The following is a 23,032-nucleotide window of genomic DNA, read 5'->3' on the forward strand; positions in this document are numbered from 1 at the left end:
TGTTGTGAGCGTCAGCTCATGGGTAGTCTTGCAGCAGAGGAAAGTAGAATCTCTCAGATGTAGTTTTTAGATCAAATATGGGAACAATAATTTAAGGTTCCTCATCGAAGCAAGAATAAAATGCTCAGTAATTTCAGGGATGCGTGGATCCACCAGCTATTTGAGTTTCAAGTAGAACACTTGCCCGACGAGATCGCAGTAATTTATGAAGGGAAGCAGCTAACTTATCAGGAGCTAAACTCCCAAGCTAACCAGCTAGCGCACCATCTGAGAAGTCTGGGCGTAGGGCCAGAGGTACTGGTTGCCGCCTGCGTGGAACGCTCTTTAGAAAGCGTAGTAGGTTTGTTGGGTATTCTCAAAGCTGGCGGAGCTTACGTACCACTAGATCCGAATTATCCTCCAAGTAGGCTGGCGTTCATGTTGGAGCATTCGCAGGCACCTGTGCTGCTGACGCAACAACATTTAGTCGAATCGCTTCCCGAACATCAAGCCCATGTTATCTGCTTGGATGCAAACCCTGAAACATTACTGGGGAAAGGAACAGGTGTTAGCTTCACCGACGAAAATCCAGACAGTGGGGTGACACCGGATAACTTAGCTTATGTTATTTATACATCCGGTTCGACGGGACAACCCAAGGGAGTGGCGATCGAGCATCGCGGTGCAGTCAATACATTACTCGATATTAACCAACGCTTTGAAGTGGGAGTTGGCGATCGCGTTTTAGCCGTATCATCCCTAAGTTTCGACCTGTCAGTTTATGATATTTTCGGCTTGCTAGCTGTTGGAGGAACCGTCGTTATCCCCAAAGCTTCCGCTACACCAGACCCAGCTGACTGGCTCGATGTGATGACGCGAGAACGAGTCACCCTCTGGGATTCAGCACCACCATTGATGCAAATGCTGGCGGATTATGCGACTGCTGGCGATAAAACTCTGCCATCATCTCTGCGATTAGTCCTACTCAGCGGAGATTGGATACCCCTGAATTTGCCAGATCGAATCAAAGATTTGGTTTCTAAATCCGGGTCTGAAATAAATTTGACCTCTCCCCCAGCCCCTCTCCTGCAAGGAGAGGGGAGTAATCTTACTCCCCCCTTCCCTTGCAGGGAAGGGGGGTCGGGGGGGTTAGGTCTATCCTCAACTCCTGCGGTCATCAGTTTAGGAGGGGCAACCGAAGCTTCCATCTGGTCTATTTTATATCCGATCGCTAAAGTTGAGCCTGACTGGAAAAGCATACCCTACGGTCGGGCCATGACTAACCAGCAGTTCTACGTGCTGAACGAAGCAATGGAAGAATGCCAGGAAGGAGAAGCAGGACAACTCTACATCGGCGGTATCGGTTTAGCTAGGTGCTATTGGCGAGATCCAGAAAAGACCAGCCAGCGCTTCATTACTCATCCCCATACAGGCACACGCCTTTACTGTACCGGAGATCTCGGTCGCTACCTACCCGATGGCAACATCGAATTTATCGGTCGCATCGACAACCAAGTAAAAATTCGCGGCTTCCGCATCGAACTCGGAGAAATCGAGGCGGTATTGAACCAACATCCGGACGTGCAGGTAGCAGTGGTAACAGCACCAGAAGAGATTGCCGGACAAAAACGCCTAGTGGCTTTTGTTGTTTCCAAACTCACCGCAGAACGCATACCCTGCAAAACAGAAGTAATTACCGAATTTGATGACAATAGTTCGGTCAAAGTACAGACAGAGGACATATCCATAGGTGGTATCGGCTTAGTAAATGTCCCGAATCATTGGTTCAAAGATCAATCCATCAACCTGCGCCTTATCCTACCGGGAAATATTCAAGAAAGTAGCTTTCAGGGGACAGTTGCTTGGTGTAACGGAAATCGGGCTGGAATTGAATTATCTCTCACATCAACAGAACAGACTGTTATTCAGCAAAGCATTGATTACCTCTTAGAATCCCAAGGCTTTTTAAAGTTTTTACAACGCACTGCCGCTGGTAAGTTGCGTAGCTTTCTGAAGGATAAGTTACCTGACTATATGGTGCCTTCCAGCTTTGTATTCCTCAATAGTTTGCCCCTAACTCCCAACGGAAAAATCGATCGTCAGAACCTAGTAGCAGATGCTGTTAAAAATTCCCACACCCAATCAGATTTGTCAACATCAACCGTTGCCATTTCCGGTTTAGACTCAAATTTTGTAGCCCCCCGAACTCCCACAGAAGAAGTGTTGGCAGGAATTTGGGCGGAAGTCTTGGGACTAGAACATATCAGCATCCAAGACAAGTTTTTGGAATTGGGCGGTCACTCTTTGCTCGTTACCAAAATCGTCACCCGCATTCGAGAAACCTTTCAGATTGAAATCCCCTTACGTACCGTATTTGAGTCTTCCACAGTAGCTGAACTTGCTCACAAGATTGAAGTTGCTACTCATAAAACGCTTCTCCCCCAAGCTCCACCGATTCAACCAATTTCACGCAACCAAAACTTGCCTCTGTCCTTGGGTCAGGAACAACTGTGGTTCCTGTGTCAACTAGCTCCAGATACGCCATTTTATAACGAACCGATTACAATTCACTTGCCTGGTTCAGTAAACGCAGCCATCCTAGAACGCAGCATCGACGAAATTATCAAACGGCACGAAATTTTGCGAACGACTTTTGCTTGGGTGGATGGAGAACCCATGATGGTAATTCGAGATGCGGCTACTTTTACACTGCCACTGGTAAATTTAGCGGAATTTCCCGAAACTGAGCGGGAGTCTGAAGCTTTGCGAATCGCGACTTTAGAAGCTCGGCTGCCTTTCGATCTAGTCCAAGGGCCACTATTGCGGGCTACTCTCATTCAGTTGAGCGCAACAGATTGCAGGTTGTTCATCACTCTGCACCATATAATTACTGATGCAGTTTCCTTATATAGCGTATTTTTGAAGGAAATTGCGACTTTCTACACAGCTTTCTCTTTAGGCTTACCAGCGCCTCTCCCAGAAGTGTCGATCCAGTATGCAGACTTTGCCTACTGGCAACGACAATCGCTACAGGGAGAGTTCCTCGCTAATCAGCTTGATTATTGGAAGCAACAGTTAGCCAATCTGCCGACATTGCAACTGCCTACTGACCGATCGCGATCGCCAGTACAGAGCTTCCGGGGTGCGAGGCAATGTCTAACACTACCACTGAGCCTAACCGAGATGCTCAAAGATCTCAGTCGTAAGGAAGGTGTCACCCTATTTGTAACCTTAATGGCAGCATTCCAAACATTGCTCAGTCGCTATACGGGACAGACTGATGTTCCAGTAGGCACTGCGGTCAACATCCGCAACCGACAAGAGCTAGAGAGAACAATGGGTTACTTACTCAACAGTTTAGTAATCCGTAGTGACCTTTCTGGTAATCCCAGTTTTAAAGAACTGCTGGCAAGAGTGCGAGAGGTAATATTAGGAGCTTATGCTCACCAAGAATTGCCCTTCCAGAAACTGGTGGAAGAACTGCAACCGGAGCGGAATCTTAGCTACAATCCTCTATTCCAAGTCGCGTTTGTCCTCGAGCCACCGCTTGTCCAAATAGATGGGTGGAGGATTAGCCAGCTAGATGTCGATACTGGCACGGCAAAGTCTGATCTATACCTCGAACTTGATGAGAGACCATCGGGCATCATTGGTCGTATTGAGTACAACACCGATTTGTTTGATGCCGCAACTATCACTAGGATGGTGGGGCATTTTCAGACTTTACTGGAAGGTATCGTCGCTAATCCAGAGCAGAAAATCTCCCAATTGCCTCTGTTAACTGAGTTTGAACGGCAGCAGTTGGCGGCGTGGAATAATACCCAAACCGATTATCCCAAAGATGCGTGCATACACCAGTTGTTTGAGGAGCAGGTAGAGCGATCGCGCAATGCGATCGCATTAGTATTTGAAGATAAGCAACTTACCTACCAAGAACTAAATCAACGAGCAAATCAACTAGCGCACCACCTGCGGAATTTGGGTGTAGAGCCAGAGGTACTGGTAGGGATCTGCGTCGAGCGTTCCTTAGAGATGGTGGTGGGAATTTTGGGCATTCTCAAAGCTGGTGGAGCTTATGTGCCGCTAGACCCAGCTTATCCTCCCGAACGTTTAACCTTCATGCTAGAAGACGCCTCCGTACCAGTGTTGCTGACTCAGGCGAAGTTAGTCGAATCTCTTCCCAAACACCAAGGGCGTGTGGTTTGTATCGACACAGATTGGGAAGTGATTCAGCGACAGAGCGAGGAAAACCCTGAATATAGCTTAAAACCGGATAATCTGGCCTACGTGATTTACACTTCGGGGTCTACAGGAAAGCCCAAGGGTGTTCTAGTGGCGCACTCTGGACTCAGCAATCTAGCGACAGCACAGATCCAAATTTTCAACGTGCAACCAAATAGCCGCGTTCTCCAGTTTGCCTCTTTGAGCTTCGATGCCTCGGTTTCAGAAATTTTCATGGCTTTGGTGGGAGGAGCGACGCTAGTTATCGGAACGCGGGAGTCCCTGTTACCTGGAGCCGATCTAATTCAGCTATTGCGCGACTATGCGATCGCGACTGTTACGCTGCCACCGTCAGTCCTGGCGTTACTTCTCCCAGAGGAACTACCCACGTTGCAAACAATTATCGTGGCTGGAGAAGCCTGTTCCCCGGATCTTGCAGCCAAATGGTCATTAGGGCGTCGCTTCTTTAACGCTTATGGGCCGACGGAATCCACTGTCTGTGCAACAATTGCCGAATATACCGATCGCCATAAGTCACTACTACCCATCGGACGCCCCATTGCTAATACGCAAGTTTATATTTTAGATGCTCAACTGCAACCCGTTCCGATCGGTATCCCCGGCGAGCTATACATTGGTGGCGCTGGTTTAGCACGAGGTTACCTCAACCGCCCCGATCTAACTGAACAGAAATTTATCCCCAATCCTTTTAGTAATGAGCCAAATTCCCGCCTCTACAAAACAGGTGACTTAGTTCGTTATTTATCAGATGGTAACATTGAGTTTCTCGGTCGCATCGACCACCAGGTGAAAATTCGCGGTTTCCGGATCGAACTGGGGGAAATCGAGGCGGTATTGAGTCAACACCCGGATGTGCGAGAGTCTGTAGTCATTAAGCGGGAAGATGAATCTGGTAATCAACGCTTAGTCGCTTATATTGTTTCCCATTTCAGACCAGAACGAGTTCCTTATCAGATCCCCTGTTTGGCTGAATTTGATGGTCATCCGGCAGTGAAACTTCGCACGGAAGACATTTCCATTGGTGGCGTCTGCTTAGTTGATGTACCAGATACTTGTGTTCTTGGTCAATCGGTGCGCTTGTGCTTGCATCTCCCTGGATTTAATGATGAGCTATGGTTGGAGGGAACGGTGGCTTGGTGTCGGAGAAACCAAGCGGGGATTGAGTTGGTGCTAAATGCTAGAGAACAAAATATTTTGCAGAAAAGTATCGAATCTCTTCTGGAAACTCAGGGCTTCTGGAAAGTTTTGCAACGCACGGCAGTGGGTAGTTTACGCAATGTTCTCAAAGAGAAGTTGCCCAACTATATGATGCCTTCTAGCTTCGTATTTTTGAATGCTTTGCCATTGTCTCCCAATGGCAAAATAGACCGCAAAGCGCTGCCAGAACCGGATACTATTAATCCACAATTGGATTATGTGCCACCCCAAAATGAGAGTGAAAATGCGATCGCTATAGATTGGGAACAAGTATTGCACCCAGAAAAAGTTGCTGTCGATGATAGTTTATCAGATGTTGAATTGGGCGACATCGAAGCGCTATTGAGTCAACACCCGGATGTGCGAGAGTCTGTGGTTATGAAGCGGGAAGATGCTTCGGGCAATCAACGTCTAGTCGCTTATATCGTTTCTAAACTCACTCCAGAACGTACTCCCTTTAAGAGTGAGTGTTGGGCAGAATTGGATGGCAATTCACCAGTAAAACTTCGCACGGAAGACATTTCCATTGGAGGTGTCGGTTTAGTGGATGTGCCAGATACTTGTCAGCCCGGTCAATCAGTGCGCTTGTGTTTGCGTATGCCTAGTTCCGGTGAGGAGCGTTGGTTAGAGGGAAGAGTCGCTTGGCGTCGGGAAAATCAAGCTGGGATTGAGTTGGCGCTAAATGGGAGCGAACAAGACCTCGTGCAACAAAGTATAGCGTATCTTCTGGAAACGCAGGGTTTCTGGAAAGTTTTGCAACGCACGGCAGTCGGTAGTTTGCGTAATCTTCTCCAGCAGAAGTTGCCCAACTATATGATCCCTTCCAGCTTCGTGTTTTTGAATGCCTTGCCACTGATATCTAATGGCAAAGTAGACCCTATAGCGCTACCAGTTCCCGATCCTCTTAACATAGAGTTAGAAACAACTTATGTCGCACCGCAGACTGAGATTGAAAAAGCGATCGCAATCGTTTGGCAACAAGTATTGCATTTAGAAAAAGTTGGTGTAGATGATAATTTCTTCGATTTGGGGGGTCATTCACTACTGATGGCGCAGGCTCATAGCAAATTGAAAGAAGTGGTTAACAAAGATGTTTCCATGATTGAATTGTTTAAATACCCAACTATCAGTTCTTTGGCTAAACATTTAAGTCAAAATGTGACAGAAAAAGACTCTTCTGCAAACAGCCTCGAATCTAGTGCCAATAAACAAAAAGAAAATCGCATTCAAAAGCAAAAAGCAGCACTAAATCGACAAAAAGAAAAACGACAAATTCAGGGGAAAGATTGAATAAACAGTCAGAATTCAGAATTCTGACTCGGCGGCTCCTGAATTATATTTCGTTCAAAACGGTTACAATATACTAAGCTCAAATCCCTACAATATGGGAGTTTCATGGATGTCATCCCCTTTCCCCGGTATGAACCCATATCTGGAATTGCCTGCTTTGTGGCACGAGTTTCACAACAGATTGATTGTGGCAATTTCTGATGCCCTTACCCCCTATCTGCGACCCAGGTATTATGTAGCAGTCGAAACTCGTACTTATCTAGATGACGACAATCCTGAATTGCTGGTAGGGATTCCCGATGCGATTGTGTTGACAGCTTCAAGCACCCCTGTAGTAGATTTTACCGCAACCGCTACGCAAACTCGCCCGAAACAAATCCAACTCCCCATGCCTGTCGAAATCAAAGATCGCTATTTAGAAGTGCGGGAGGTGGGTACTCATCAAGTAATTACTGTAATTGAGGTGCTATCACCCAAAAATAAGCGCAAAGGCGAAGGGCGAAGTGCATACGAGAAGAAGCGGCAGCTAGTGCTGGGTAGTTCCTCTCATCTGGTTGAAATCGATTTACTCCGAGAAAATATACCCATGCCTATGATTGGGGTAGAGGAAACGAGCGATTATCGGATCGTGGTGAGTCGAGCTTTTAACCGTCCAATGGCAGATTTATATGAATTTCAACTAAGAGAACCAATCCCTAGTTTCTTATTACCTCTCAAGCCTGAAGATCCAGAATTAACTGTCGATTTACAATCGATTTTGCTGGGTGTTTACGATCGCGGTAGTTACCAATTACGCATCGATTATCGGCAGCCAGTTCCGGGGCCAAAACTATCGGAAACGGATCGGCAGTGGGTGGATGCGCTACTCGTGCCATTTCGAGGTGAGTGATGCCAAAACAACAATTTCAGAGGAAAGAATAAAAATGGATAATTCTGAAAATTCTAACTCTATAGATGCGATCGCAATTATCGGAATGGCAGGGCGTTTTCCTGGTGCGAAAAATGTCGATGAGTTTTGGCGAAATATTCGGGATGGCATAGAATCTATTTCTTTCTTTTCAGAAGAAGAACTGAAATCTTTAGGCATTGATGAGTCAGTGTTGCGCGATCCGCGTTATGTCAAAGCAAAAGCGGTATTAGATGATATTGAGTTGTTTGATGCTGCATTTTTTGGGTTTAATCCTAGAGAAGCTGAAATCACCGATCCGCAACACCGATTTTTCTTGGAGTCAGCGTGGGAAGCGCTAGAAAATGCTGGATATAACCCGGAAACTTACGCAGGGCCGATCGGGGTTTATGGTGGTGCGGGAAGTTTCAATACTTATTTTTTGAATAATCTTTATCCCAATCGTACTTTAAGAGAATCGCTGGGAGATTTTCAACTTGTAATCGCCAACGATAAAGATTTTCTGTCTACTCGCGTTTCTTATAAATTAAACTTGAAAGGGCCGAGCGTCACCGTCCAAACTGCTTGTTCTACTTCATTAGTTGCTATTAGTATGGCTTGCCAAAGTTTGCTAAATTATCAATGCGATATGGCTTTGGCAGGTGGTGTTGCGATCGGTGCGATCCAAAAGACAGGATATTTTTATAAAGAGGGAATGATTCTTTCACCGGACGGACATTGCAGAGCCTTTGATGCGAAAGCACAGGGAACTGTGAGCGGTAATGGCGTGGGAATTGTGGTTTTGAAAAGATTGGAGGATGCAATAGCAGATCGAGATTACATCCATGCAGTCATCAAAGGTTGGACTATCAATAATGATGGTTCTCTGAAAGTTGGCTACACAGCCCCCAGTGTAGAGGGTCAGGCGCAAGCGATCGCAGATGCTTTAGCACTTGCTGATGTGGAACCGGAAACTGTCAGCTATATAGAAGCTCACGGAACTGGAACACCTCTTGGCGATCCGATCGAAATTGCTGCCTTGACGCAAGCTTTCTCCCAGGAAACTAATAAGAAATGTTTCTGTGCTATAGGTTCGGCAAAAACTAATATCGGACATTTAGATACCGCTGCTGGTGTGACTGGTTTAATCAAAACCGTTCAAGCTCTCAAACACAAATTAATACCACCTAGCTTGCATTTTGAACAGCCTAATCCCAAAATTGATTTTGCCAACAGTCCCTTTTATGTTAATACAAAACTGACGGAATGGAAAGCAGGCAAAACTCCCCGTCGTGCTGGAGTTAGTTCATTTGGTATCGGTGGAACTAATGCTCATGTGGTACTAGAAGAAGCGCCGAATTTAGAGCGGGAGAGCAGGGGAGCGGGGGAGCAAGCGAGAGAGTATCAACTGTTAGTTTTGTCTGCCAAAAATAGCGCTACACTCGATAATGCAACTGCAAATTTAGCAAAATTTTTAAACCAGCACCCTGATGTAAATCTTGGTGATGTTGCTTACACTCTGGAAGTTGGTAGAAAGGCTTTTAGCCATCGACGGATAGTAGTTTGCAATGATATTGAAGAGAGTGTAACTGCCCTCAACAATCTTGATCCAAAACGAGTTTTTACAACCTTCCAAGAGTCCAAAGCTCGACCTGTCGTGTTTATGTTTTCAGGACAGGGTTCGCAATACGTGAATATGGGCTTAGAACTCTACCAAGTTGAACCAACATTTCGCGAACAGATCGATTTATGTTCGGACATTCTTCAACCTCACTTGGGAATCGATCTACGCCATGTACTTTATCCCAATGAAGCACAAGCAGAAGCAGCTACAAACCAACTAAAGCAGACCGCGATTACACAGCCAGCGCTGTTTGCGATCGAGTATGCTTTAGCTAAATTATGGATGTCTTGGGGCGTAAATCCTGTATCTGCGATCGGACATAGCATTGGCGAATACGTTGCCGCTTGTTTGGCGGGTGTTTTCTCCTTAGAAGATGCTTTATCGTTGGTAGCTGCACGAGGCAAATTGATGCAACAAATGCCTGGTGGTTCGATGCTTGCAGTTCCACTTCCAGAACAAGAAATTCAACCATTACTGGGAGATAAACTCGACTTAGCCTTAATTAACGGAACATCTGCGATCGTAGTTTCAGGTACTAACGATGCTATCGATGAATTGCAACAAAAGCTATTAGAAAAAGGTATCGATTGTCGCCGCCTCCACACTTCCCATGCCTTCCATTCGCGAATGATGGAACCAATTTTAGAACCATTTATCGAACTGGTCAAAAAAATTAAACTAAACTCACCTAAAATTCCGTACATATCCAACGTAACTGGTACTTGGATTACCGCCACGGAAGCCACAAATCCAAGTTATTATGCTCAACATTTGCGGCAAACAGTACGCTTTGCAGAAGGCTTGCAAAAGTTATGCAAAGAACCCAATCAAATATTATTAGAAGTAGGCCCTGGACGGACATTAAATACCCTGGCGAAACAGCACCCAGATAAAGTTTCTGAGCAAGTTACACTTTCTTCATTGCGTCATCCCCAAGACCAACAATCAGATGAAAATTTCTTGCTCACTACATTAGGAAAACTCTGGTTAGCAGGAGTACAAATAGATTGGTCTAATTTTTATGCTGACGAACAGCATTATCGGATTCCCTTGCCAACTTATCCGTTCGATCGACAACGTTACTGGATCGAACCACCAGGTGTGGAACAACCAATTAAAACTGCTTCACCAAATATCGCAAATGAGCAATCAATAGATTCAAATTCACTACATTTAAGACCAAATTTAGGCAATATTTATATTGCTCCCAGAGATGAAGTCGAGCAAACTATTGCCCAAATATGGCAAGAATTTCTCGGTATCCAGCAAGTGGGAATTCATGATGATTTTTTCGATTTAGGTGGAGATTCATTACTAGCAGTTCAGCTAATAACTAAGATAAGCGAAACACTGCAAAAAACTTTGTCTCCTCATAGCTTATTGCAAGCACCAACTGTTGCAGCATTAGCTGAATTAACCAAAGAAAATTCATCTTTATCTGAAGATTATAAACAACTCCAGTCAACTTCTGAATCCTTGTTAGTAGAAATTCAACGCGGTAGCTTCAAACATCCTTTGTTCCTAGTTCATCCGGTAGGTGGCCACGTTTACATTTATCGAGATTTAGCTCGTTATTTAGGTTCAAATTGGCCTGTTGTTGGGATACAAGCACCTGCTTCAGTTGAGGAAAACACAGTGGAAGAAATGGCGACTCGCTATATTGAAGCGCTGCGGATTCGCCAACCTGAAGGGCCTTATTTTATGGGGGGTTCTTCCTTTGGCGGTACGGTTGCTTTTGAAATGGCGCAACAACTCAACGCGCTAGGTGAAAAAGTAGCATTACTAACCCTGATAGATACTCCTGGCCCTGGTCAAATGCCCGTTTTGTCAATGGAAGATGACACGGCAATTCTAGTTTACATATTGGGTGTTGGTTTCAATCTTTCTCTTTCTTTAGATGTCTTGCAAAAACTCAATGCAGATGAGCAACTTCTCTACTTTTTGGAACAGGTAAAAATTGCCAATAGAGTTGTCCCTCCAGATTTTGGATTGCCGGAAATTCGCCAATTTATTCATTTGTTTAAAGTCCACGCCCAAGCAATGAAAAATTACATACCCCGCACTTATCCAGGTCAAATTATCTTTTTCCGCGCCACCGAACAAAATGAAGTCAATCCCAAAAATCCAGAATTACCTTGGCTCGAAGTTGCTTCTGGAGGAGTAGAAGTGCGAGATGTTCCAGGAAATCACATTACTATGAATTATCCTCCTAACGTTCAGTTTATGGCGGAACAACTTAGAGGATACCTTGATGAGGCAAGGCAGATAATTTAGACGATAGAGGTACGTTGTTGCGCTTCAGCGCACTCTTGGGCTAAAGTTCAACAACGTACCTTAATCATCCCATCTTTTTTAATTCTTAAATAGATAACTTTCAGAAGGAGTTTCCATGACTTTATATTCAGAAAATTCGCAAACCGAAGGTGAAAGCTCATCGTCAGTGCTACTGGAAATGATGTATGGGTATCAAAAATCGCAGGCCATTTTTGTGGCCACCAAACTGGGAATAGCAGATATTCTCAATAACGGTTCTAAGACTGCCGATGAACTTGCCGAAGCTACGGGAGTAGATTCTCGTAGTATTTATCACTTGATGCGTATGCTGGTAAGCGTTGGCGTTTTTTCTGTGGAAAATAATGATAAGTTTCAATTAAATAATCTTGGCAAACATCTCCTGACTGGTACTTCTGATTCTTTGCGGGGTACAGTGATGGCAATGGGTGATGAACTGTATCAAGCATGGGGTAATTTACTGCCCAGTATAAAGTCTGGAGAAACGGCTTTTGAATCTACTTTTAAGATGAGTTTATATAGTTATTTTAAGCAGAATTATGAGGCCAGTGTAAATTTCAATGAGTGGATGAAGGAGACGACAAGGGAGTGGCTGCTTCCGGTTCTGGAAGCGTATGATTTTTCAGAAGTTAAAACACTTGTGGATGTGGGAGGGGGCATTGGAACGCTAACTGCTGTTATTTTGAAGGCAAATCCGCAAATGCAAGCTATTTTGTTCGATCGCGAAGATGTTGTTGTCGATGCGGATAAGGTTTTGGAAGTGGCTGGAGTTGCAGATAGGTGTCGAATAGTGGGAGGAAACTTTTTTGATTCGGTTCCCTCTGGTGGCGATCTTTATTTACTCTCTCGCGTCCTCCTGAATTGGGACGATACTCATGCTATTAAAATTCTGCAAAATTGCTATCAAGCGATGACAGCTAAAGATAAGCTGGTGGTGGTTGATTTTATGTTGCCTCAAGGCAAAATGTCGCCATTTATTGGTATGGGTAGCTTAACTTTGTTCGTTCTAGGTGGTAATTTTATGCGTAGAGAGGATGAGTTTTATAATTTACTTTCATCAGCGGGATTCAAGGTGACTAATACGATCGAAACAAAAGGGCCTGTAAGTGCGATCGAGGCGAAGCCTGCATAAGACATCTTCAAGGGCCTTAAAGTGCGAATGGCTGTAAAACTGTAACTAAGAGCATTTTGGGCATATTTGGTGATGTTTTAGGTGAATGGCCAGAGTTGGATGTAGTTTTGGGGGAAAGTGCGATCGCACTATTGTTGTTCTGGCGCTTGAACTCCAAATAAATGAACAGCACCAGGGATTTTGGATAGGTCATTGAGAAATTGCGATCGCAAATGACTAGAATTAGGTGTTTGTCCACCCATAAACAAGCAAACAACTTCTTGACAATTTGTATTTTGTTCCTTATTAGGAATATTCACCCGCTTAATGCTCACCCAAGAGCAATGAGCATTACCTCCACCTGCCGCATTACCGCCTACATCAATTTTTCTCTTATACTTTAAGTCGTAAATTAAATTCATACCACACCCACGAGTATCAGTAGGATTAGTTATGCTCCATTCAAAATCTTGTCGGTCTAATGGCTCTTGACATGGTTCAGGAACGAGATAAATAGCACAAGTTGTTGGCGAAAAAACTTCTGCTGTCGGATTATTACCCAGAGCGTATCTATCAGACCATTGAAGTTGAACAGCAGTTTGCCAATCTTGATAAAGTTTTTGCCAATCGGAAGGATTACAAGCTATTCCGTACAGTTTAACTTGATATTCATTACTATCCGGTTTTCTAATCTTGTGCGTTAAACTTAAATAAGTTCCTCTGGCGGCAGACCTACCGTTATTCATAACGAAAATATGCAAAGGTCTGCGCCAACCTCTACCTACACCACCAACCATCACTGCAAATTTGACTATAGGCAAAACAATTTGATTTAAAATATTTTTGGTTGCGCTAATTTTTAACTGACCTTTCCAGGTATAAAAACGTGGCTGATTTCCAGAAACTTCTCCCCAATTTTCTCCTTGAATCATTTCTAAACGCACGCATCCTTTTCGACCTTTCCCATCTCCTGCATCCAAGGTGCCGAACAGTTCTCCTAAAGTTTTTTGGGCGTTTTCTGGAGACATTACTCCCAAGAGAAACCGTAAAACCCAAGAGCGTAACCATCCTCGCCAATGGGCGGGGCGCAAATCTGGAGAGTGGGGATCTGCACCGTAGCATCCCTGACTGAAGAGGCTAAAATCAAATTGCTTTACAGCATAGCTAGGGTCAATAGTTAGCTTAGGTAAGTTAGCAGTTTTAATCGCACCATAACCGGAAGCAGTGCGACTACCAACTCCATATAAACTAAGTGCTTGTTGCACCCATCCCCACACTTCCTCAACCTCTGTTTCTGTAACTTTACCGGGAATACCCCGAATCGCGACAGTTACATTTATAGGTTTCTCACCGTTGCCTAGCGTATAGAAAGATAGGGGCGTGCTTTGCCCTTGATGATAAACTTGAAAATGCTCTTGCGGGTTAACAATATCTAATGTTAACTTGGTTGCTTTTTCAGGCCAAGCATCCAAAAATTCAATCTTTCCAGGCGTAATGTTTTCGTTATCTTGAAACCCTAATATTTCAAGCATTCTTGGCTTAATTTCCGGTATTTGTTTTGCCCAAGTTCTTACCAACCCTCGAATGGAAGACCCTGGAATATATCCGTTCAGTGGTAGCACTGATAATAAATTCAAGTTATCACATACATTACGTTTATCTTCTGGTCTTCCGTTATTTAGTTTCCACGCACCGCAAGGTTCACCCGCAGAAACAATCGTTTCTAAATCGGGGTGAGGGAAAGAGCCAACTTTGGCTCGCCACTGGATAGTAAAAGTGGCTTTTTTGAATAAGCCTTTGTACTTTTCCGACTTCTCCAATCGCTTCTCGTGCTGTTTCTCTAGCAGTTCGGCTAATCGATTTCCTGAATACATTAATCCTCCTGATAGGCTCTTGCCCAAAAATTCCAGTGATTGGATAAATTGAGAGATTTTCGCCAACTTGCCATGTACTCAGATGGTCGCTCGTTAGCCATCTTGACTATTTCTTTCATTAACTCTCTTGCCATCTCATTTGGAGCTTCTATTTCCATCAGTTTGCGAGTACCTGACGGATTAATTTCATCAATCATTTGACCTAATAATACTCGCCATACTGGAAAGGTTCTTTTGCGAGTTTCGTTATTTTCTTGTGCATTAGATTGATTGAGATAGCCTACTGCTGAAAGTAACCCAAATATTCGCAAATGCTGAGATAGTCGCAAAATGGCATTCAGATCGTTTTTATCTAATTTTGGCTTGTGGCTAATCTCTAGATATTTCTGAATGTGGTGATGAGCATCTAAACTGATTTGTTCTGGCTTTATCCTGCTAGGTTCGGAAGGTGCGATCGCTTCTTGTACCGCAGGTGTAGAATTTGGCATACTATTAAGCTTGGTAAGATTGCCAGAATTTTGTCCTGCTGGTGATTGGTTGGGAGGATTCGATCGAGAGGGAGGAAATTGAGACGATTTGTGTTTCTTAGACATGATTAAACTCCAACAGGCGCAGCAATGGATTCAGATATAGAGGATTGAAAGGTATTATCGCTAACCCAACTTTGCACCCAACCCCGTCCTACATTTGCTTGTCCGCCAACTTGCAATAAGCCTTGCAGGACTTCCATCATTAAATCGTGTTCAAAAGAGGTAACGGGTTTTTCTTTTAGCAAGCGGTAGCCCCAAGTAAAATACAAAATGGTATCTCTGGGAATGCAAACATCTGTCCAAAATACTTCGGCAGAACCAGCTTGATTTGCTCCTTTTGTTTCATCCTGAATTTTGTTGCGAATTTGCGTCCAGAGTGAATGTTCCATTAAAACTTGGAAATCTGCATCCGGTAGGACAATTTGATTTTGTTCCCAAGTTGGTTTTACGGAATCTTTCAGTGAAGAAGGCCAATTTCCCGAAAGTGCGATCGCCTGTTTTTGTTGGTCAGACATAGCGGATACTTCAATCTGTGCATCTGCTACAACGTAAGTACCCGCACGAGTTCCTACTGGTCGATTTGGAAAAGTAACAAATTGTTTGCCAGAAGCGATCGCACAATCTCTAATTAAAGAGTGACAACTTACCCAAGTGAAAATATCAGCACCGCCTCTTAAAGACATCGTTCGCATGGGAACCCACAACAAACGCGCATCACCAAACCAAACTTGATGCACTCCCATTTGACCGTTATTATCTAATTCTTTGCCAAATAGTAGATCTGCTGATTTTGAATCGAGTAATTTCACTTCATCTCTCAAGCTACCTCGTAAGGAAGAACCTGGTACATAAGGGAAATTGGTATGCACTTCACGGGCAATTTCTAAAATATTGCCCAAATCGCCTTCACCACCACAATGAATAGGTGCAAGGCTGTAAAGATAACCAATCCGAAAGTCTTTCATCTTAATTACTCCTTGTAAGAAACCCACAACAATTCTGAATAACCCAATTGCCGCCAACGTTTAGCTTTTTCCGTTCCCTCCCCACTATCCTGAAACAATCCTTGCGGTTTTTCCAGATAGTAAATACTCCCAGCAGGTGCTGCAAATACTTGCGGTGCAGGAATGCTACTATTTTCTTTAGAAAATATCCGACAACTAATGGGAACTGCCCTATCTGTTGCTACACTCACTAATTGTCCTGCTTTTTGGTTACTATTAGTAGTATGGGCTAATTTCCACTCCCAAGGCCATGCTTGACAAATGGCTTTATTATTATCGTGAAGCCGTTCAAATACTCCCGGTGTGATTAGGTAAGCAAGAGATTTTCCGACTGTTTCAAAATTATTTTCTGATAACTGTTGCAAATCATCCCACTGTGCTATTAAATCATCGCCACGTTGCAAAATTACGCGATGTCCTTCACCACCCAGTCGCAAGGTTGTAGGAGTTTCGATTTCTTTATTAACTCCTATTGCCAAACTCCAATTTGGTTTTAGCCTAATCGCATTCTCGACAAAGTAACCATCGGCATCTTTAACTTGGCGCGTACCTTCTAAAAGGGCGTTGTGCGATCGCGTTTCGATCTCCCAAGGTTGGTCTTCGCCGTCTACTTCAATTTCCCAATCTTCTAGGCTAATTTTTCCGCTGTCTAGATATTTCTTAACTATATTATAAGGCAAAAATTGCCGATATTTGGAATTCTTTTGGTCAAAATCCTCTTCATTTTTACAATCTTTATCTTTTGGGTAGGGACGTGATAATGGGCATGGTTGTTGTTCATCCCATAAAACATGATGTAGGGGCGATTTTTTATTCCATTCTAAAGGAATTAAAGGGGTTGTACCGACAAATCCCAAGGGCCGAGGAAAGTATAAGGTTTGTTGGTTGTAGCAGAAAAATGGGCCTGTGATTTGGAAGTTTATTTTGTCACCCAGGTGTTGTCGTAATGCACCTGCGATCGCATGACCGTTGGGCGGGAAAACGCTGCTTGCCCATGCCCTTTCCCCTGGGGTAAATGGTTTGGCATCCCTGAATAATAAGACATCCAACGGAATAAGATTATACCAGAACATTGGCTTTTTTCCCTGATTTTATGTTACGATTTCGTAAAGTAAAAGCGGCTATTTTTAGCCAGTTTTGAATCTCTCGATCCAAATCTTCTGGGACAGTTGTCTGCCACAAATTATCGATAAATTGAGATAATTTGTGTTGAAATTTATCGCGAACTCCATCATCGCCTTTGAAGAAATCGCGACGGCTGCAAAATGCTTTTGTCCAAGGTAAAATGGCATCTTGAACTGGCGCATTGTGTTGCATCCACAGGGCTGCCGCTTGCTCAAAAATCGCCGGTTCTAAATCATCTATTACTGTTAGCAGTTCTTTCCACTGTTGGAAAGTATCGAATTTGGCAGTAGCTTTTAGAATGTTGCCATTGCTGTAGAGGATGCGGACTTGGACGGCATCTTTTAATTCACCGTCTGGAGATAGATGTTTTTTCGCACCTTCCTTTTCCGCTTCCCACATATTTTCTAAAGCAATTGCGAGGGGAACAGCTTGATTTGCGATTACAATCCCAAAGCTAATCGTAGCTTTTTTTCCCATCGTGAATAACGGTCTATCTGGTAACTTTTCATCCTTCAATTGCCAATAATTTCCGTCATTATTAAATTCATCTTTGGGATCTTTATCTCCTCGGAAACATTGGCGAATATCCCATAACCATTTATCCCATTCCCAGAGATTTGTGTAAGCTAAAACATCATCGCCACCACTATAAATTAACCTTCCAGCATAACGTTGTTCTGTCAGATAAGGAACTAATTGATTGGAAAAGTCTAATAAGGCGCGACTGAGGGCGCTGTGAGTGGATGGCCCCATGCGTTTTTTTTCTAGCAAGAACTTTTTAAATGGTTCTTGCAGTTCTGTTGCCATTTCATTAAGTTTGGGAAGGAGAGAATTGGGAATATATTCGCTATAATTTTCTAGCGGTTCTCCTTTCAGCCAATTTGCCATGCCGTCGCCATCTCCGGCGGCTAAAATATACCAATCGGTAGGATTATTGTTGGGGTAATATTCCTCAATAGTTTGTGATAGTTTTGGGCGTATTTCTTGCCGATTTTCTTCGGGTGCGTCTTCGATTAACCAGCCTACATTTAAGAGGCGGGGATGATATTTTTGGGGTCTGTTATCTGCCCAAGGTATTCCCCAACTTTTCTTCATCGTGTCTGCTACATTTTGGGCGAAATCAAATTTATCGGTAATCGCTTGGCAAGCTTGATTAAAGTTGTCTAAGTCGTCGCTATGAGATACTTTTAAATATCCGGCAACACCCGCAGTTAAATCTGGGTAAGAAGCTGACATTTCATCTTCCTTAATATCCAGCAAATCTGGTAAGATTTTATGTAAGCCTCGCTTTAAGGTTTCTGTGGCATTCAGTTGTTCTATTCCATCAAATAAACCTACTTTGTTTTGCCAATATTTTTTGGTTTCTCCCTCACTCATCCAATCATTTTTTTTACCTTCTGGATGTGGATGCACTACTGGCCCAATGCCGGAAACGGTGGAACGGGGGCCGAAAGCGGTGGGTAATTGCCAATTACGGGCGTTTTTAATGGCGTTCATGGCTAAGCGTGTTTGGTCGAAAATACTTGCCCACCAAGAACCAACATTTAAGTTGGGTTTTTTGGCTTTATAGCTTTGTTTGGAGGAATGACGATTTGAAAAAGCTTCTTTTATTGCTGATTCAAAAACGGCTTGGAGAAATTCTGTTTCCGATTCTATAAATAGTTTTGGTTTAGGACAAGCAAACTCATTTTGTTTGTCTATCCATTCCTGATAATTTTTACGTTTGCGGGGGGAATGATGCAGGATTGTTTGGGGATTTCCAATGGGTAAACCTACCCAATAAGTTTGCCATTGGGCTTTTAGCCAACTATCCCAACTTTGGGGATTGATATTGGGCATCCAAGCTTTATCTTTGAGGCGGTTTAAAACTAAATCGCCTAAATTTTTCCATTCTTGTTTCAGCACTTGTTCGGCATAAGCCATTGCCGATTTGACTGGGTTTTTCTCGGTATTTCCGCCTTGGGATGCGCCGTTATCTGGTAAGATGAAAACGAGGACGTTGGGAAATCCAGCGGTTAGTAGTTTGGCGGGTGTAGGCTGTTTGATGACTTCGGAAAAACTGGCATCTTTGCCGTATTCTTTTAACAGCCAATGGTCGATTAATGGTTGTTCGTAAAGACAGGGATATAATAAGGCATCGGGGCCGTATTTGTTGGCTAATTCCCAAGAAATTTTAGCTGAAAGATAGTGCAGTAACCAGGAACTTGCCCAAAAATCGCGCATTTTGCGGCTGGCTTTGATTAATTCCTGTACGGGTGAGAAGCTGAAAATGGCTAAATGGGGGCGAGATTCGGTAAATCTTTGATATTTTTGGGGATAATCTTCTGGTTTGTTGTAATAACCTGCTAAACTGCCTGCTAATGCGGCTGTTATGCTGGCGTGACTCCAGAGGGAACCATCGGGAAGGCGGGTTTCGGCGGGTAATAGTGGTAAACTGGTTTCTTGGGGGATATTTTCGCTGCGTTCTAAGGCTTTGCTGAGTACGACGGGGTAGCAGCGCCACAACCACCAAAAGACTTTGCGAGCATCTTTTTCTTGTTTGATAGAATCGGGTATGACAGCGGCTTCGACTTGCGCCAGCCAATCGGCCCGATTTCTGCCTAAACCCATTAAAAAATCGTGCCATTGTCCGAGTTTGAGGGTTTGTGGCTGACCGGAAAGTAGATGACGAATTTGCAATCCCGTGTCATTATAATCGATGGTAATGTTAGGAAGTCTGCCGACGGCGGCCCGATCGCTTGCCGAAGCAATTAAATCGCACAAAGCCACCGTATCTAGCCATTTACCGCTCAATGGGGATGTTTTGTGGGATTTTTTGTCTTTTGGGGATACCCACCCCGCCATACATTCCAGCGAGTTCCAGGCTCCTTCCAAGCCACGTCCGCTATTATTGTGTAAGGCTTTCAAAGCGGGATCGTGTAGCAGTCCCCAGATTTTCGCTTGCCAGTATCCTTCCGACACGGGTTTTATCCTTATATATAGTGCTTTGACTTCGATAAGAGTGAGGGGGTGAAAGTTCTCCCTCTCGATTAACTGCACTGTATCAAGCATTACCCTAAAATTGCCAGGATAAGTAAATATCCATATTTTTTTAATCTCAAGTCCTACAAGCTTCTATTGGTCAGGTTTTCCGGTGATGTAGTGAGTTTTGATTGATTATTGGCTTTTGCTTGACAATTTAGTGCGATCGCGCTATGCAGAAAAGAAACCCGGTTTCTGGGCTAACCATTATAATTGACTTAAGCAATTCCTCAATCCAAAATCCCAAATCAAAAATCAAAAATTGAATGACTGTATTTCCTTACGACCAATTTGCTAAAGACTATCTGAAAGAATTGTTATCACCGTTGGGAGAGGTAGAAACAAGTCGTAATATTGCTGGTGAAGTTCGGGAAATCGATGTTTGGTTTGCACCAAGAGCGCAAGTTGTCAATGCTACTGAATTGGGATTACTAGGACGTTTGGCCGCTACGGCAGCGATTTTTGAACCTTTCCGCAACGCTATCAACCTGGGAGATGTGCGTAGCTGTATAGGCAAATTGTTTGATGTTTTTGCTTTTTTAGAACGTCAAGCAAGACGAAATAATACCCGTTTTGAGGAAACAGATTTACCTCATCTGTGGATAATTTGTCCGACTGCATCAGAGTTTTATAGGCTAGTCAAAAGTTACCTGTGGGTTCAGAAACCCGGTTTCTTCAAGAAACCGGGTTTCTCTGTTCTGTTGTTTCCCTAGCGAGTAGGGAGTTTCGCCGTACTTTGTCCTTACCGCTTGGTACTAGGTTTCCATTCAACTAATTTCCCTAGCGAGTAGGGAGACGTCACCAAGCTAATCGCCAAATACGAATCCCTCGGTTTCCATTCAACTAATTTCCCTAGCGAGTAGGGAGGTCGAGAAGCTGGCGGCGGCCATTGCTGCAATACAGGGTTTCCATTCAACTAATTTCCCTAGCGAGTAGGGAGATGACTAAAATCTTCTTTTTCGATCTTGACGGAACATTACGCCAAACGTTTCCATTCAACTAATTTCCCTAGCGAGTAGGGAGAGGGGCCTCATGTGTGTGCCTTTCCGTTGAAAAACGTTTCCATTCAACTAATTTCCCTAGCGAGTAGGGAGCCACTGGTTAGAAGTAGAAAAAGGCTGCATTATGACGTTTCCATTCAACTAATTTCCCTAGCGAGTAGGGAGGGTTTGACCGACCTAGGCGCGTTCTTGACCTCTTTCGTTTCCATTCAACTAATTTCCCTAGCGAGTAGGGAGGAGTGCAAAGAGGTGGCACGTGGCAGTTTCTCAAAGGAGTTTCCATTCAACTAATTTCCCTAGCGAGTAGGGAGGAAATTAAGGTCCACGGTCACTGTGACTATGGCGACTGTTTCCATTCAACTAATTTCCCTAGCGAGTAGGGAGATATGTGCTACCCAATACTTATGGCAAAAGAAGTAGGGTTTCCATTCAACTAATTTCCCTAGCGAGTAGGGAGGCAATTCCACTCCCCCCTAATTAGCGTAGCTGGAACGTTTCCATTCAACTAATTTCCCTAGCGAGTAGGGAGGTTTGCATCTGTGGCAGAAGCGCTGACCGTGAAGAAGTTTCCATTCAACTAATTTCCCTAGCGAGTAGGGAGCTTAGCAACAAAATCAAGGAACAAACAGCCCTTGCAGTTTCCATTCAACTAATTTCCCTAGCGAGTAGGGAGAGTAGAAAGAGCGTTATTAGAAAACATTCTACTTTAAGTTTCCATTCAACTAATTTCCCTAGCGAGTAGGGAGTATCACTGAAAATTACCTCAGCTACTTTACGGTTATGTTTCCATTCAACTAATTTCCCTAGCGAGTAGGGAGCTTAAATTCGTCAAAGTGTCAAGCTCAATAAAGCAATTGCCGGGGTTTCCATTCAACTAATTTCCCTAGCGAGTAGGGAGGTTGCTGTGCCGGGGGGTGTTTTCGTGTCCTTCCCGTGTTTCCATTCAACTAATTTCCCTAGCGAGTAGGGAGTAACTAAAGAAATCTCACACCTGGATTACGGATATGCCCTAGTTTCCATTCAACTAATTTCCCTAGCGAGTAGGGAGCCGAGACAACATCCCACAGCAAATAACAGAGATGTTTCCATTCAACTAATTTCCCTAGCGAGTAGGGAGGGAACGGTCACGTTGTAATCGCCTACCTCTAAGACTGGAAAGAGTTTCCATTCAACTAATTTCCCTAGCGAGTAGGGAGTGGAGTTAATAACAGATTACATTAACTCTTCAGAGGTTTCCATTCAACTAATTTCCCTAGCGAGTAGGGAGACCTGCTTCTGAAACCCTTACCTGGCCTAATGTCCAGAAGGCATTTGCGAAGCTCAGTTAATCCTACCACAAAACCAGACAACCTCGCCTTGGGAAAATCCCCCAAACCCTTACCCAGCACAGCTGCGAGGCTCGCAACGAAACTGCGTCAATCCAGCCATTTTTCCTCAGCCTCGCAACCAAACCTAAATAATCACCGACCCAGGCAACTCAGTCACAGACGGCCCAACGCCCCAAGTTTCCACCTGTCCCAAAGTATGCCCAGACAAAGGATAAAACCGCACATTATCCTCCTCCAGCTTTACCCTTTCCCTCAATCTTTCCCGCAATTCCTCATATTTACTAGAAGACAGCACACATTCAAACACCGAATATTGCACCCGCCGTCCGTACCCCTCCAACAAATCCGACACTTTCTTTCGTCGCTTATCGCAAGGAATATCTTGACACTCCCCAGCCCTAAAGGGACGGGGATTCTTGCTTCAATGAGCAATCTTGCTTAAACGCTGTTTCCAGGTTTAAGTAGAGGATCGTCTCTCCACAAGCGTTAATTTCGGTATGCCCTACCGTATTTGAAACATAACCAAGC

11 protein-coding genes and 1 CRISPR repeat array are annotated in these 23,032 nt (G+C 43.9%); of the genes, 5 read left to right on the forward strand and 6 right to left on the reverse strand.

The genetic code is table 11. The features are described from left to right. The first annotated feature begins 120 nt into the window (after positions 1–120). The 4 genes from LAY57_RS17355 to LAY57_RS17370 all read left to right on the forward strand — a co-directional run bounded on the left by LAY57_RS17355 (position 121) and on the right by LAY57_RS17370 (position 12,642). Positions 121–6,708 carry a non-ribosomal peptide synthetase gene (locus tag LAY57_RS17355; RefSeq protein ID WP_249068042.1) on the forward strand — a complete coding sequence of 2,196 codons (6,588 nt, stop codon included), beginning with the start codon at positions 121–123 and terminating at the stop codon, positions 6,706–6,708. A gap of 109 nt (positions 6,709–6,817) precedes the next feature. Further along, the gene (locus LAY57_RS17360) at positions 6,818–7,597 is read left to right on the forward strand and encodes a DUF4058 family protein (RefSeq protein WP_249068043.1); all 780 of its coding nucleotides are present in this window, start codon (positions 6,818–6,820) and stop codon (positions 7,595–7,597) included. 34 nt (positions 7,598–7,631) lie between these two features. Next, positions 7,632–11,492: a type I polyketide synthase gene (locus LAY57_RS17365; protein WP_249068044.1), complete on the forward strand. Its 3,861-nt coding sequence runs from the start codon at positions 7,632–7,634 to the stop codon at positions 11,490–11,492. Positions 11,493–11,607: 115 nt separating this feature from the next. Then, positions 11,608–12,642 (forward strand): methyltransferase, encoded by a 1,035-nt coding sequence (locus LAY57_RS17370; protein ID WP_249068046.1) that lies wholly within the window; start codon positions 11,608–11,610, stop codon positions 12,640–12,642. Between the two features lie 128 nt (positions 12,643–12,770). Here LAY57_RS17370 and LAY57_RS17375 read toward each other — a convergent pair whose 3' ends face one another. From LAY57_RS17375 to cas10, 5 genes are read right to left on the reverse strand one after another with little or no spacing between them, the layout of a single operon-like run. Beyond that, a complete protein-coding gene (locus LAY57_RS17375) occupies positions 12,771–14,495 on the reverse strand; it encodes an RAMP superfamily CRISPR-associated protein (RefSeq protein WP_249068047.1) in 1,725 nt (574 codons plus the stop codon). Next, positions 14,495–15,088, reverse strand: a complete 594-nt coding sequence (locus LAY57_RS17380) for a protein kinase family protein (RefSeq protein WP_249068049.1) — start codon at positions 15,086–15,088, stop codon at positions 14,495–14,497. Before LAY57_RS17380 ends, LAY57_RS17375 begins: the two co-directional genes overlap by 1 nt. A 2-nt stretch (positions 15,089–15,090) precedes the next feature. Further along, on the reverse strand, positions 15,091–15,990 hold the full coding sequence (gene cmr4, locus LAY57_RS17385; protein WP_249068051.1) for a type III-B CRISPR module RAMP protein Cmr4: 900 nt from the start codon (positions 15,988–15,990) through the stop codon (positions 15,091–15,093). A 5-nt stretch (positions 15,991–15,995) separates the two neighbouring features. Then, positions 15,996–17,102, reverse strand: a complete 1,107-nt coding sequence (locus tag LAY57_RS17390) for a type III-B CRISPR module-associated Cmr3 family protein (RefSeq protein ID WP_249068052.1) — start codon at positions 17,100–17,102, stop codon at positions 15,996–15,998. After that, the gene (gene cas10 / locus LAY57_RS17395) at positions 17,089–20,205 is read right to left on the reverse strand and encodes a type III-B CRISPR-associated protein Cas10/Cmr2 (RefSeq protein WP_249068054.1); all 3,117 of its coding nucleotides are present in this window, start codon (positions 20,203–20,205) and stop codon (positions 17,089–17,091) included. Before cas10 ends, LAY57_RS17390 begins: the two co-directional genes overlap by 14 nt. Positions 20,206–20,441: 236 nt before the next feature. Here cas10 and LAY57_RS36545 point away from each other — a divergent pair, with 236 nt between their 5' ends. Further along, positions 20,442–20,888, forward strand: coding sequence for a hypothetical protein (locus tag LAY57_RS36545; protein ID WP_420839096.1), 447 nt, complete (start codon positions 20,442–20,444; stop codon positions 20,886–20,888). A 46-nt stretch (positions 20,889–20,934) separates the two neighbouring features. Then, positions 20,935–22,443: a CRISPR direct-repeat array (repeat unit 36 nt; unit sequence GTTTCCATTCAACTAATTTCCCTAGCGAGTAGGGAG). A gap of 185 nt (positions 22,444–22,628) precedes the next feature. Here the strand turns inward: LAY57_RS36545 and cas2 are convergent. Further along, positions 22,629–22,883 (reverse strand): CRISPR-associated endonuclease Cas2, Ssr7093 family, encoded by a 255-nt coding sequence (gene cas2, locus LAY57_RS17400; protein ID WP_338022429.1) that lies wholly within the window; start codon positions 22,881–22,883, stop codon positions 22,629–22,631. Positions 22,884–23,032: the final 149 nt, after the last annotated feature.

Origin of the sequence: Argonema antarcticum A004/B2, from assembly GCF_023333585.1 — a bacterium.
Taxonomy (GTDB): Bacteria; Cyanobacteriota; Cyanobacteriia; order Cyanobacteriales; family Aerosakkonemataceae; genus Argonema; species Argonema antarcticum.